The 11,600-nt window shown below is 47.6% G+C and carries 15 protein-coding genes and 1 pseudogene; 13 read left to right on the forward strand and 3 right to left on the reverse strand.

Annotated features, from left to right (window positions below):
* Position 1 precedes the first annotated feature (1 nt).
* The 5 genes from trpB to AB4H76_RS13085 all read left to right on the forward strand — a co-directional run bounded on the left by trpB (position 2) and on the right by AB4H76_RS13085 (position 3,699).
* Complete coding sequence (gene trpB, locus AB4H76_RS13065) at positions 2 to 1,195, forward strand: tryptophan synthase subunit beta (RefSeq protein ID WP_000209520.1); 1,194 nt, start codon at positions 2 to 4, stop codon at positions 1,193 to 1,195.
* Positions 1,195 to 2,001, forward strand: a complete 807-nt coding sequence (gene trpA / locus AB4H76_RS13070; RefSeq protein WP_000443067.1) for a tryptophan synthase subunit alpha — start codon at positions 1,195 to 1,197, stop codon at positions 1,999 to 2,001. The genes trpB and trpA overlap by 1 nt, the downstream gene beginning before the upstream one ends.
* Positions 2,002 to 2,381: 380 nt before the next feature.
* The gene (locus tag AB4H76_RS13075) at positions 2,382 to 2,561 is read left to right on the forward strand and encodes a general stress protein (RefSeq protein ID WP_000807651.1); all 180 of its coding nucleotides are present in this window, start codon (positions 2,382 to 2,384) and stop codon (positions 2,559 to 2,561) included.
* 85 nt (positions 2,562 to 2,646) lie between these two features.
* Positions 2,647 to 3,147, forward strand: coding sequence for a ferritin-like domain-containing protein (locus AB4H76_RS13080; RefSeq protein ID WP_001056490.1), 501 nt, complete (start codon positions 2,647 to 2,649; stop codon positions 3,145 to 3,147).
* Positions 3,148 to 3,192: 45 nt separating this feature from the next.
* Entirely contained in the window at positions 3,193 to 3,699 is a 507-nt protein-coding gene (locus tag AB4H76_RS13085; protein ID WP_001079505.1) for a ferritin-like domain-containing protein, read from the forward strand.
* Positions 3,700 to 3,758: 59 nt separating this feature from the next.
* On the opposite strand, the gene ompW is transcribed toward AB4H76_RS13085, so the two are convergent.
* Positions 3,759 to 4,397: an outer membrane protein OmpW gene (gene ompW / locus AB4H76_RS13090; protein ID WP_000737226.1), complete on the reverse strand. Its 639-nt coding sequence runs from the start codon at positions 4,395 to 4,397 to the stop codon at positions 3,759 to 3,761.
* A 239-nt stretch (positions 4,398 to 4,636) separates the two neighbouring features.
* Between ompW and AB4H76_RS13095 the strand changes: the two are divergent.
* The 4 genes and pseudogenes from AB4H76_RS13095 to yciA form a co-directional block, all read left to right on the forward strand.
* Positions 4,637 to 4,726 (forward strand): annotated as a pseudogene (locus AB4H76_RS13095) (YkgJ family cysteine cluster protein); the annotation flags it as partial.
* Between the two features lie 27 nt (positions 4,727 to 4,753).
* Entirely contained in the window at positions 4,754 to 5,497 is a 744-nt protein-coding gene (locus AB4H76_RS13100; RefSeq protein ID WP_000028545.1) for a YciC family protein, read from the forward strand.
* A gap of 29 nt (positions 5,498 to 5,526) precedes the next feature.
* The gene (locus AB4H76_RS13105; protein ID WP_000808667.1) at positions 5,527 to 6,066 is read left to right on the forward strand and encodes a septation protein A; all 540 of its coding nucleotides are present in this window, start codon (positions 5,527 to 5,529) and stop codon (positions 6,064 to 6,066) included.
* Between the two features lie 104 nt (positions 6,067 to 6,170).
* Positions 6,171 to 6,569 carry an acyl-CoA thioester hydrolase YciA gene (gene yciA / locus AB4H76_RS13110; protein WP_000108160.1) on the forward strand — a complete coding sequence of 133 codons (399 nt, stop codon included), beginning with the start codon at positions 6,171 to 6,173 and terminating at the stop codon, positions 6,567 to 6,569.
* A 39-nt stretch (positions 6,570 to 6,608) separates the two neighbouring features.
* Here the strand turns inward: yciA and tonB are convergent, their stop codons facing one another.
* On the reverse strand, positions 6,609 to 7,328 hold the full coding sequence (gene tonB, locus AB4H76_RS13115; protein WP_001360141.1) for a TonB system transport protein TonB: 720 nt from the start codon (positions 7,326 to 7,328) through the stop codon (positions 6,609 to 6,611).
* Between the two features lie 223 nt (positions 7,329 to 7,551).
* Here tonB and AB4H76_RS13120 point away from each other — a divergent pair, with 223 nt between their 5' ends.
* Positions 7,552 to 7,848 carry a YciI family protein gene (locus tag AB4H76_RS13120; RefSeq protein WP_000967595.1) on the forward strand — a complete coding sequence of 99 codons (297 nt, stop codon included), beginning with the start codon at positions 7,552 to 7,554 and terminating at the stop codon, positions 7,846 to 7,848.
* A 299-nt stretch (positions 7,849 to 8,147) separates the two neighbouring features.
* On the forward strand, positions 8,148 to 9,401 hold the full coding sequence (gene kch, locus AB4H76_RS13125) for a voltage-gated potassium channel protein (RefSeq protein ID WP_001295624.1): 1,254 nt from the start codon (positions 8,148 to 8,150) through the stop codon (positions 9,399 to 9,401).
* Between the two features lie 54 nt (positions 9,402 to 9,455).
* Here the strand turns inward: kch and AB4H76_RS13130 are convergent, their stop codons facing one another.
* Complete coding sequence (locus tag AB4H76_RS13130; RefSeq protein WP_001309467.1) at positions 9,456 to 9,629, reverse strand: YciY family protein; 174 nt, start codon at positions 9,627 to 9,629, stop codon at positions 9,456 to 9,458.
* Between the two features lie 142 nt (positions 9,630 to 9,771).
* Here AB4H76_RS13130 and cls point away from each other — a divergent pair, with 142 nt between their 5' ends.
* Entirely contained in the window at positions 9,772 to 11,232 is a 1,461-nt protein-coding gene (gene cls, locus AB4H76_RS13135) for a cardiolipin synthase (protein WP_000214516.1), read from the forward strand.
* A 34-nt stretch (positions 11,233 to 11,266) separates the two neighbouring features.
* Positions 11,267 to 11,596: an HI1450 family dsDNA-mimic protein gene (locus tag AB4H76_RS13140; protein ID WP_000366959.1), complete on the forward strand. Its 330-nt coding sequence runs from the start codon at positions 11,267 to 11,269 to the stop codon at positions 11,594 to 11,596.
* Positions 11,597 to 11,600: the final 4 nt, after the last annotated feature.

The raw sequence follows: 11,600 nt of genomic DNA on the forward strand, positions 1-11,600 counted from the left end.
AATGACAACATTACTTAACCCCTATTTTGGTGAGTTTGGCGGCATGTACGTGCCACAAATCCTGATGCCTGCTCTGCGCCAGCTGGAAGAAGCTTTTGTCAGTGCGCAAAAAGATCCTGAATTTCAGGCTCAGTTCAACGACCTGCTGAAAAACTATGCCGGGCGTCCAACCGCGCTGACCAAATGCCAGAACATTACAGCCGGGACGAACACCACGCTGTATCTCAAGCGTGAAGATTTGCTGCACGGCGGCGCGCATAAAACTAACCAGGTGCTGGGGCAGGCGTTGCTGGCGAAGCGGATGGGTAAAACCGAAATCATCGCCGAAACCGGTGCCGGTCAGCATGGCGTGGCGTCGGCCCTTGCCAGCGCCCTGCTCGGCCTGAAATGCCGTATTTATATGGGTGCCAAAGACGTTGAACGCCAGTCGCCTAACGTTTTTCGTATGCGCTTAATGGGTGCGGAAGTGATCCCGGTGCATAGCGGTTCCGCGACGCTGAAAGATGCCTGTAACGAGGCGCTGCGCGACTGGTCCGGTAGTTACGAAACCGCGCACTATATGCTGGGCACCGCAGCTGGCCCGCATCCTTATCCGACCATTGTGCGTGAGTTTCAGCGGATGATTGGCGAAGAAACCAAAGCGCAGATTCTGGAAAGAGAAGGTCGCCTGCCGGATGCCGTTATCGCCTGTGTTGGCGGCGGTTCGAATGCCATCGGCATGTTTGCTGATTTCATCAATGAAACCAACGTCGGCCTGATTGGTGTGGAGCCAGGTGGTCACGGTATCGAAACTGGCGAGCACGGCGCACCGCTAAAACATGGTCGCGTGGGTATCTATTTCGGTATGAAAGCGCCGATGATGCAAACCGAAGACGGGCAGATTGAAGAATCTTACTCCATCTCCGCCGGACTGGATTTCCCGTCTGTCGGCCCACAACACGCGTATCTTAACAGCACTGGACGCGCTGATTACGTGTCTATTACCGATGATGAAGCCCTTGAAGCCTTCAAAACGCTGTGCCTGCACGAAGGGATCATCCCGGCGCTGGAATCCTCCCACGCCCTGGCCCATGCGTTGAAAATGATGCGCGAAAACCCGGATAAAGAGCAGCTACTGGTGGTTAACCTTTCCGGTCGCGGCGATAAAGACATCTTCACCGTTCACGATATTTTGAAAGCACGAGGGGAAATCTGATGGAACGCTACGAATCTCTGTTTGCCCAGTTGAAGGAGCGCAAAGAAGGCGCATTCGTTCCTTTCGTCACGCTCGGTGATCCGGGCATTGAGCAGTCATTGAAAATTATCGATACGCTAATTGAAGCCGGTGCTGACGCGCTGGAGTTAGGTATCCCCTTCTCCGACCCACTGGCGGATGGCCCGACGATTCAAAACGCCACTCTGCGCGCCTTTGCGGCAGGTGTGACTCCGGCACAATGTTTTGAAATGCTGGCACTGATTCGCCAGAAACACCCGACCATTCCCATTGGCCTGTTGATGTATGCCAATCTGGTGTTTAACAAAGGCATTGATGAGTTTTATGCCCAGTGCGAAAAAGTCGGCGTCGATTCGGTGCTGGTTGCCGATGTGCCAGTTGAAGAGTCCGCGCCCTTCCGCCAGGCCGCGTTGCGTCATAATGTCGCACCTATCTTCATCTGCCCGCCAAATGCCGATGACGACCTGCTGCGCCAGATAGCCTCTTACGGTCGTGGTTACACCTATTTGCTGTCACGAGCAGGCGTGACCGGCGCAGAAAACCGCGCCGCGTTACCCCTCAATCATCTGGTTGCGAAGCTGAAAGAGTACAACGCTGCACCTCCATTGCAGGGATTTGGTATTTCCGCCCCGGATCAGGTAAAAGCAGCGATTGATGCAGGAGCTGCGGGCGCGATTTCTGGTTCGGCCATTGTTAAAATCATCGAGCAACATATTAATGAGCCAGAGAAAATGCTGGCGGCACTGAAAGTTTTTGTACAACCGATGAAAGCGGCGACGCGCAGTTAATCCCACAGCCGCCAGTTCCGCTGGCGGCATTTTAACTTTCTTTAATGAAGCCGGAAAAATCCTAAATTCATTTAATATTTATCTTTTTACCGTTTCGCTTACCCCGGTCGAACGTCAACTTACGTCATTTTTCCGCCCAACAGTAATATAATCAAACAAATTAATCCCGCAACATAACACCAGTAAAATCAATAATTTTCTCTAAGTCACTTATTCCTCAGGTAATTGTTAATATATCCAGAATGTTCCTCAAAATATATTTTCCCTCTATCTTCTCGTTGCGCTTAATTTGACTAATTCTCATTAGCGACTAATTTTAATGAGTGTCGACACACAACACTCATATTAATGAAACAATGCAACGCAACGGGAGAAATAACATGGCCGAACATCGTGGTGGTTCAGGAAATTTCGCCGAAGACCGTGAGAAGGCATCCGACGCAGGCCGTAAAGGCGGTCAGCATAGCGGCGGTAATTTTAAAAATGATCCGCAACGCGCATCTGAAGCGGGTAAAAAAGGCGGTCAACAAAGCGGTGGTAATAAATCAGGCAAATCCTGATTCACCGTTAATTATTAATATCAGCTGATAAAGATAATTGCATCTGCGGGCCGTATGGCTCGCAGTGATTTCACTGGAGAAAAATATGAATATGAAGACCATTGAAGATGTATTTATTCACCTGCTTTCAGATACCTACAGCGCAGAAAAACAATTAACCCGGGCACTGGCAAAACTCGCAAGAGCAACATCAAATGAAAAATTAAGTCAGGCTTTTCATGCGCACCTCGAGGAAACTCATGGACAGATTGAACGTATTGATCAAGTTGTGGAGTCCGAATCGAACCTGAAAATTAAGCGCATGAAATGTGTGGCAATGGAAGGTCTTATTGAAGAAGCTAATGAGGTCATCGAAAGTACCGAGAAAAACGAAGTGCGTGATGCCGCACTGATTGCCGCAGCACAGAAAGTCGAGCATTATGAGATTGCCAGTTACGGGACATTAGCGACGCTGGCTGAACAATTAGGTTACCGTAAAGCAGCGAAGCTTCTGAAAGAAACCCTGGAAGAAGAAAAGGCCACCGACATCAAACTGACTGATCTGGCCATTAATAACGTAAATAAGAAAGCCGAAAATAAAGCCTGAAATATGAATTTTAACTTTTAGTCATTTTATAAAGAGGACATTTTCATGAATCGTATTGAACATTATCATGACTGGTTACGTGACGCCCACGCAATGGAAAAGCAAGCCGAATCTATGCTTGAATCCATGGCCAGCCGTATAGATAATTATCCTGAACTACGCGCTCGTATTGAACAACATCTTAGTGAAACCAAAAACCAGATTGTTCAACTGGAAACTATTCTTGATCGTAATGACATTTCACGTTCAGTCATTAAAGATTCCATGAGTAAAATGGCTGCGCTTGGGCAGTCAATCGGTGGTATATTCCCTTCTGATGAAATAGTCAAAGGCTCTATTAGCGGATATGTCTTCGAGCAATTTGAAATCGCCTGTTACACCTCACTATTAGCAGCAGCAAAAAATGCCGGTGATACAGCTTCAATTCCAACCATCGAAGCGATTTTAAATGAGGAAAAGCAAATGGCCGACTGGCTGATTCAGAATATTCCGCAAACAACTGAGAAATTTTTAATTCGCTCTGAAACTGATGGCGTAGAAGCGAAGAAATAATACCCTTTATACCATGTCCTTATTGACCCCGTATATTACGGGGTCGTTTTTGTGCGGAATTAAAAACGATATCCTGCTGAGAACATAAACACCCACGGATCGAGGCGTACGCTATCGTGTTGCTGTGCACCGCCCAGCTTATAATTGGCGGTGGTATCGATATCCATGTACCACACTGACATGTTAACCAACCAGTCACGGTTAATCAGATAATCAACCCCCACCTGCCCGGCAGCTCCCCAGGAATCTTTCAGACTGAGATCGGAAAGCCCTGCCTCTTTGCCATGATCGTTAAATCCATTATCAAAGAAGGTGGTGTAGTTAATACCTGCCCCAACGTAAGGACGGAATTTGCTGCTGGCATCACCAAAATACCACTGCGCCATCAGTGTTGGTGGCAGATGATGAACGGTTGCAATATCGCCGGTCGCCCGGGTGCCGATTTTATGGCGGAACGGCGTCGCTGCCAGTAATTCCACACCAATGTTGTCGGTCGCCATATAAGTAAACGTAAGGCCCAGTTGCGTGTTATTGGTCACGCTGAATCCACCCAGACTTCCTAACGTACCACCAGCACCTTCTGTTGGACGTACGGTTGCAGAACCTGCACGCATAAAAAATTCGCCTGCTTCATGCGCAAAGGCACTGCCAGAGAGAAGAGTTGTTACTGCCAAAGCCGCCACTGTTAACTTTTTCATATCCGCTCCGTCGTTATGGTTATAAAAACGTGACGAATATACCTACATTGGAGTAACAAATGATCCTACATAGATCACATTACATATGATAATTCACCCTTTATTGATCTGGATTAATTTAGAAGTTGCATTGAGAATCCTGGTTAATGTGATTTAAATCAATTTTTAAATATTTTCGCTACGCAAATATTAACTCGGTCGCCACTTGCCGCGATTTGCCCATGCCTGAAGGCCAGCAATTACCTCCGCTTTACAAAGATATGCTTTTCCATACAAGACCTGATGCTGCCACCCGAGGCTTAACCAGGGTACAATTGCCCGCTAATTAACACCTGCATAAAACTCAAGGAGAGTGCATGTCTATCACGGCGCAGTCCGTATACCGTGACACCGGAAATTTCTTCCGTAATCAATTTATGACCATTCTGTTGGTATCGTTGCTATGTGCGTTTATCACAGTGGTGTTAGGGCATGTTTTCTCACCCAGTGATGCACAGCTTGCGCAGCTCAATGACGGCGTGCCCGTTAGCGGCAGTAGTGGGTTGTTCGACCTGGTTCAGAATATGTCACCGGAACAGCAACAAATTTTGCTGCAGGCTTCAGCGGCGTCCACTTTTTCAGGATTAATCGGTAACGCCATTCTCGCCGGAGGCGTAATATTAATTATCCAGCTGGTGTCTGCGGGTCAGAGAGTCAGTGCGCTGCGAGCTATTGGTGCCAGTGCGCCGATATTGCCAAAGTTATTTATTCTGATTTTTCTGACTACCCTTTTAGTACAGATTGGCATCATGCTGGTGGTCGTTCCGGGAATTATCATGGCCATTTTACTGGCCCTGGCACCGGTGATGTTGGTACAGGACAAAATGGGCGTTTTTGCCTCGATGCGTAGCAGTATGCGGCTGACTTGGGCGAATATGCGTCTGGTGGCACCCGCAGTACTGAGCTGGTTGCTGGCAAAAACACTGTTGCTGCTTTTTGCCTCTTCTTTTGCCGCATTAACCCCGGAAATTGGTGCCGTACTGGCGAACACCTTGAGCAACCTGATTTCAGCCATATTGCTCATCTATCTGTTCCGCCTGTATATGTTGATTCGCCAATAACCTTAAGCATTTGATTACGGAATCGTAAAATGAAGCAGTTTCTTGATTTTTTACCGCTGGTTGTCTTTTTCGCGTTTTACAAGATTTATGACATCTATGCGGCTACTGCGGCGCTGATCGTCGCCACGGCGATTGTGCTTATCTATAGCTGGGTTCGCTTTCGTAAGGTTGAGAAGATGGCCCTGATCACTTTTGTTCTGGTGGTCGTCTTCGGTGGCTTGACGCTGTTCTTCCACAATGATGAGTTTATTAAATGGAAGGTTACAGTCATTTATGCTCTATTTGCGGGAGCCCTGTTAGTCAGCCAATGGGTGATGAAAAAGCCGCTAATTCAGCGGATGCTGGGTAAAGAACTCACGCTGCCGCAACCGGTATGGTCGAAGCTGAATCTGGCCTGGGCTGTTTTCTTTATCCTTTGCGGTCTGGCAAACATCTACATCGCATTCTGGCTGCCGCAAAATATTTGGGTCAACTTTAAAGTCTTTGGCCTGACCGCCCTTACCTTAATCTTCACATTGTTAAGCGGTATCTATATCTACCGCCACATGCCGCAGGAAGATAAATCCTAACCAGACTGCCAGTCCTTCGGGGCTGGCGCTGTATCTCCTCTGTTCTCCTCAGGAAAATCATAGTAGCATCGCGCCTGTGATTTTCCTTTTAAGTCGGTTTTACCATGTCTACAACACATAACGTCCCTCAGGGCGATCTTGTTTTACGTACTTTAGCCATGCCCGCCGATACCAATGCCAATGGTGACATCTTTGGTGGTTGGTTAATGTCACAAATGGATATTGGCGGCGCTATTCTGGCAAAAGAAATTGCCCACGGTCGCGTAGTGACTGTGCGGGTTGAAGGAATGACTTTCTTACGGCCGGTTGCGGTCGGCGATGTGGTGTGCTGCTATGCACGCTGTGTCCAGAAAGGGACGACATCGGTCAGCATTAATATTGAAGTGTGGGTGAAAAAAGTAGCGTCTGAACCAATTGGGCAACGCTATAAAGCGACAGAAGCATTATTTAAGTATGTCGCGGTTGATCCTGAAGGAAAACCTCGCGCCTTACCTGTTGAGTAATAGTCAAAAGCCTCCGGTCGGAGGCTTTTGACTTTCTGCTTACTGAATTTCGGTGGTGCCGTTAATTTTAAACAGGATATTCACCACAATCCCACTGCCTGGCTTACCCGGCTCATAACGCCATCTGCGCATCGCATTTTTCACCTCACGCTCAAACATGTTCGCAGGCTTGGCTGAGAGGATTTGTACGTTATCCACGCGACCATCCGGCGTAACGTCAAATTTAACTTTAACCTGCCCTTCAATGCGCAATGCCTGTGCTCGTGCCGGATACTGCGGCTGATTACGGCTTAATGCGCGTGGTCCTGAAGCCACACTGGTAACCGGCTTGCTGGTTGCAGCCGTTGCTGTACTTGATGTCAGGCGTGCCGGTGCCGTATTTTCAAACGGTGATGCCGGACGCGACTCTACGGGTTTGACATCGCGTTTTGGCTGCTCCTGTACCTTTTTCACCGGCTTCGGTTTTGGCTTAGGTTTCGGCTTCGGCTTTTCAATGACCACCGGTGCTTCTTTTGGCGGTTCGGGGATCGGCTCAGGTTCCGGTTCTGGCTCTACCACCGGCTCCGGTGGCGGCTGAACGGCTTGTGGCGGTTCGAGATCAGCAGGCGTAACCATCGTGACAGAAATCGGCTGCGCAGGCGCAGGTAGTTCAATAACCTGATGTACCGAGGTATAGAGCAGACCCGCCACAACAGCACCATGAATGCAGACCGAAAGTAACGTCGGCCAGGGGAAGCGGCGAGGTAAATCAAGGGTCATTGAAGTCATAATCATTTCAGTAGAAAAACCAGGTCTCGATTTTAAATGCAAATAGCAATCATATTCAATAAGGCAAGACGATCAGGATCAGTGAAAATGTCATTTTTGGCGTAATTACCCTTACTTTATGCATGGCCTTAACAAAGACATCATCTTTCCGTTGCAGATCTTCGCCCTTTCAAATAACGTACTTTACAACTTTCCCGAACAAGGAGTTGTGCCCGTGTTGTATGTTATTTACGCTCAAGACAAAGCTGATAGCCTCGAAAAACGCCTTTCCGTTCGTCCGGCACATTTAGCACGTTTACAGTTACTGCATGATGAAGGTCGTTTGTTGACAGCTGGTCCAATGCCAGCGGTAGACAGTAACGATCCAGGGGCTGCGGGATTTACTGGCTCAACCGTTATTGCTGAATTTGAATCGCTGGAAGCAGCTCAGGCCTGGGCCGATGCTGACCCGTACGTAGCGGCAGGAGTCTATGAACACGTTTCAGTGAAACCATTTAAGAAAGTGTTCTGAATAGAGATTCAATATTTAAGGGCACGGTTTTTGCAACCGTGTTCTTGTTTGGCCTTTCCTTATAGCCGGTCAGTGCATTCACCACCACAAGCAGATAATAACTTTATCTGTATTTCTTTATATGATGTGAGCATATTCAGGAAAAATGACCTTTCCTGAGGTACAGTTGCTCGCTCATATCCTTTGATTACTGCGGATAAAGTCATCTACTATTGTTTAACACATTCACGCGCTGCATGTATGTTCAGAAAATGTGCACGCTAAGATAATTAAACAAAATTGTGGTTACAGAGGTATCAGTGAGTCACTGGGCTACATTCAAACAAACAGCAACAAATTTATGGGTGACCCTTCGGCACGACATTCTCGCGCTGGCCGTCTTTTTAAATGGATTGCTTATTTTTAAAACAATCTATGGTATGTCGGTCAATTTGCTTGATATTTTCCATATCAAAGCATTTTCAGAGTTGGATCTCTCCTTGCTGGCAAACGCCCCACTCTTTATGCTCGGCGTCTTTCTTGTCCTGAACTCCATTGGCTTACTGTTCCGGGCAAAGCTCGCATGGGCAATCAGTATCATTTTGTTGTTGATAGCGCTAATTTACACCCTGCATTTTTATCCCTGGCTGAAATTTAGTATTGGATTTTGCATTTTTACGCTGGTGTTTTTGCTGATACTGCGCAAAGACTTCTCCCACAGTAGCGCCGCAGCCGGGACAATTTTTGCATTTATTAGTTTCACGACATTACTGTTTTACTCAACCTACGGTGCGCTTTATTTAAGCGAAGGTTTTAATCCGCGAATAGAAAGTTTGATGACCGCGTTCTATTTTTCGATAGAAACTATGTCAACCGTCGGCTATGGCGATATTGTCCCTGTTTCTGAATCAGCACGATTGTTCACTATTTCGGTCATTATTTCCGGCATTACCGTTTTTGCCACATCTATGACCTCAATTTTTGGTCCGCTTATCCGCGGGGGATTCAACAAACTTGTAAAAGGAAACAATCATACAATGCATCGTAAAGATCATTTTATTGTTTGCGGACATTCGATTCTCGCCATCAATACGATCCTGCAACTGAATCAACGCGGACAAAACGTAACAGTTATCAGCAACTTGCCTGAAGATGATATCAAGCAACTTGAGCAACGCTTAGGCGATAATGCTGATGTTATCCCCGGTGACAGTAATGACAGTTCTGTATTAAAGAAAGCGGGAATCGATCGTTGCCGGGCCATTCTGGCGCTGAGTGATAACGATGCAGATAACGCGTTTGTTGTACTCTCGGCAAAAGATATGAGCAGTGATGTCAAAACAGTTCTCGCCGTCAGTGATAGCAAAAACCTGAATAAGATTAAGATGGTACATCCGGATATCATTCTCTCACCGCAACTGTTTGGCAGCGAAATTCTGGCGCGAGTTTTAAATGGTGAAGAGATTAATAATGATATGCTCGTTTCAATGTTGTTGAACTCAGGTCATGGTATTTTCAGCGATAACGATGAACTAGAAACGAAAGCTGACAGTAAAGAATCGGCGCAAAAATAGAGTTTAAAGACGGAAGAGTAAACTTATTGGGCACCGCAATGGTGCCCAGTACATTTAGATATTGTAGATCGCAAACAATAACGAGTTACGCTGTTTGTTTAGAATGCACTTCCTGATGCTGTGGATACGCATATTTCGGCGCGATTGCCCCTCAAGCCAACGCGATTTACGTCGGCTAGCCTGACGCTGCATGCGCCAGCGCCCCACTTCCGTTCTACTCCGCTTCATGTTAACTACTCTATGCAATAACAGAATGGTCATTATACCCCCGCCCCCGACGCTGACCAGTGCTTTTCCCGCGTTTTTATTTGCCAGATGAATCCATATGCGTAAACTCATAACAATGCGCTTTCAAAAGGATTTCTAATCTATGACAACCGTTTATACGTTGGTGAGTTGGTTGGCCATTCTGGGATACTGGTTGCTCATTGCAGGCGTAACTTTACGCATTCTAATGAAACGACGCGCAGTTCCCTCCGCGATGGCCTGGCTGTTGATTATTTACATTCTGCCGTTAGTCGGAATTATTGCCTATCTTGCCGTTGGCGAGCTCCATTTAGGCAAACGCCGCGCTGAGCGCGCCAGAGCGATGTGGCCTTCCACCGCAAAATGGCTTAACGACCTTAAAGCCTGTAAGCATATCTTCGCCGAAGAAAATAGCAGTGTCGCTGCGCCATTATTCAAGCTTTGCGAGCGTCGTCAGGGGATCGCTGGGGTCAAAGGGAATCAGCTACAACTGATGACCGAGTCAGATGATGTGATGCAGGCGTTAATCCGCGACATCCAGCTCGCGCGCCATAATATTGAGATGGTGTTTTATATCTGGCAGCCCGGCGGCATGGCGGACCAGGTGGCTGAATCATTAATGGCCGCTGCGCGACGCGGCATTCATTGCCGATTGATGCTCGACTCCGCCGGGAGTGTGGCTTTTTTCCGCAGCCCGTGGCCCGAGCTAATGCGTAATGCCGGTATTGAAGTGGTCGAAGCCTTAAAGGTCAATCTGATGCGTGTGTTTTTACGCCGTATGGACCTGCGCCAACATCGCAAGATGATCATGATCGATAATTACATCGCGTACACCGGCAGCATGAATATGGTCGACCCTCGCTACTTCAAACAAGATGCGGGCGTAGGGCAATGGATTGATCTGATGGCGCGTATGGAAGGCCCCATCGCCACCGCGATGGGGATTATTTATTCCTGCGACTGGGAGATTGAAACCGGAAAACGTATTCTGCCGCCACCACCAGATGTCAATATTATGCCGTTTGAACAGGCCAGCGGTCACACCATTCACACAATTGCTTCTGGCCCAGGCTTTCCGGAAGATCTCATTCACCAGGCATTATTGACTGCGGCTTATTCGGCGCGTGAATATTTGATCATGACAACGCCCTACTTTGTGCCAAGCGATGATTTACTTCATGCGATTTGCACGGCGGCACAGCGCGGGGTGGATGTCAGTATTATCCTTCCGCGAAAAAATGACTCGATGCTGGTCGGCTGGGCCAGTCGCGCATTCTTTACGGAACTGCTGGCTGCTGGGGTTAAAATTTATCAGTTTGAAGGCGGGTTACTGCATACCAAGAGCGTGCTGGTCGATGGTGAACTAAGTCTGGTTGGCACCGTTAACCTTGATATGCGGAGTCTGTGGCTAAATTTCGAGATTACTCTGGCAATCGACGATAAAGGTTTTGGTGCAGACCTTGCCGCCGTTCAGGACGATTATATTTCGCGTTCACGTCTGCTCGATGCCCGTTTATGGCTAAAACGTCCATTATGGCAACGTGTCGCCGAGCGACTGTTTTACTTCTTCAGCCCGTTGCTGTAAAACGTCGCCAACAGAGGTTAAACAGGTAGTGACTATGGATATGGATCTAAACAATCGCCTGACTGAAGATGAAACGCTTGAGCAGGCCTACGATATTTTTCTCGAACTGGCTGCCGACAATCTCGATCCAGCTGATGTTCTGCTGTTCAATCTTCAGTTTGAAGAGCGCGGCGGCGCGGAGTTATTCGATCCGGCGGAAGACTGGCAGGAACATGTTGATTTCGATTTGAACCCGGACTTTTTTGCCGAAGTGGTGATTGGTCTGGCGGACAGTGAAGATGGTGAAATCAACGATGTTTTCGCCCGCATTCTGTTATGCCGCGAAAAAGATCACAAACTTTGCCATATCATCTGGCGGGAATAAATAA

The organism is Escherichia sp. UTM R2 (assembly GCF_048593455.1).
GTDB lineage: Bacteria > Pseudomonadota > Gammaproteobacteria > Enterobacterales > Enterobacteriaceae > Escherichia > Escherichia coli.

Coding starts and splice junctions, on each gene's coding strand:
- ompW (WP_000737226.1), bottom strand. CDS start 4,397: ATGAAAAAGTTAACAGTGGCGGCTTTGGCAGTAACAACTCTTCTCTCT.
- cls (WP_000214516.1), top strand. CDS start 9,772: ATGACAACCGTTTATACGTTGGTGAGTTGGTTGGCCATTCTGGGATAC.
- AB4H76_RS13085 (WP_001079505.1), top strand. CDS start 3,193: ATGAATCGTATTGAACATTATCATGACTGGTTACGTGACGCCCACGCA.
- AB4H76_RS13140 (WP_000366959.1), top strand. CDS start 11,267: ATGGATATGGATCTAAACAATCGCCTGACTGAAGATGAAACGCTTGAG.
- tonB (WP_001360141.1), bottom strand. CDS start 7,328: ATGACCCTTGATTTACCTCGCCGCTTCCCCTGGCCGACGTTACTTTCG.
- AB4H76_RS13075 (WP_000807651.1), top strand. CDS start 2,382: ATGGCCGAACATCGTGGTGGTTCAGGAAATTTCGCCGAAGACCGTGAG.
- AB4H76_RS13100 (WP_000028545.1), top strand. CDS start 4,754: ATGTCTATCACGGCGCAGTCCGTATACCGTGACACCGGAAATTTCTTC.
- yciA (WP_000108160.1), top strand. CDS start 6,171: ATGTCTACAACACATAACGTCCCTCAGGGCGATCTTGTTTTACGTACT.
- AB4H76_RS13080 (WP_001056490.1), top strand. CDS start 2,647: ATGAATATGAAGACCATTGAAGATGTATTTATTCACCTGCTTTCAGAT.
- trpA (WP_000443067.1), top strand. CDS start 1,195: ATGGAACGCTACGAATCTCTGTTTGCCCAGTTGAAGGAGCGCAAAGAA.
- trpB (WP_000209520.1), top strand. CDS start 2: ATGACAACATTACTTAACCCCTATTTTGGTGAGTTTGGCGGCATGTAC.
- AB4H76_RS13130 (WP_001309467.1), bottom strand. CDS start 9,629: ATGAAGCGGAGTAGAACGGAAGTGGGGCGCTGGCGCATGCAGCGTCAG.
- AB4H76_RS13105 (WP_000808667.1), top strand. CDS start 5,527: ATGAAGCAGTTTCTTGATTTTTTACCGCTGGTTGTCTTTTTCGCGTTT.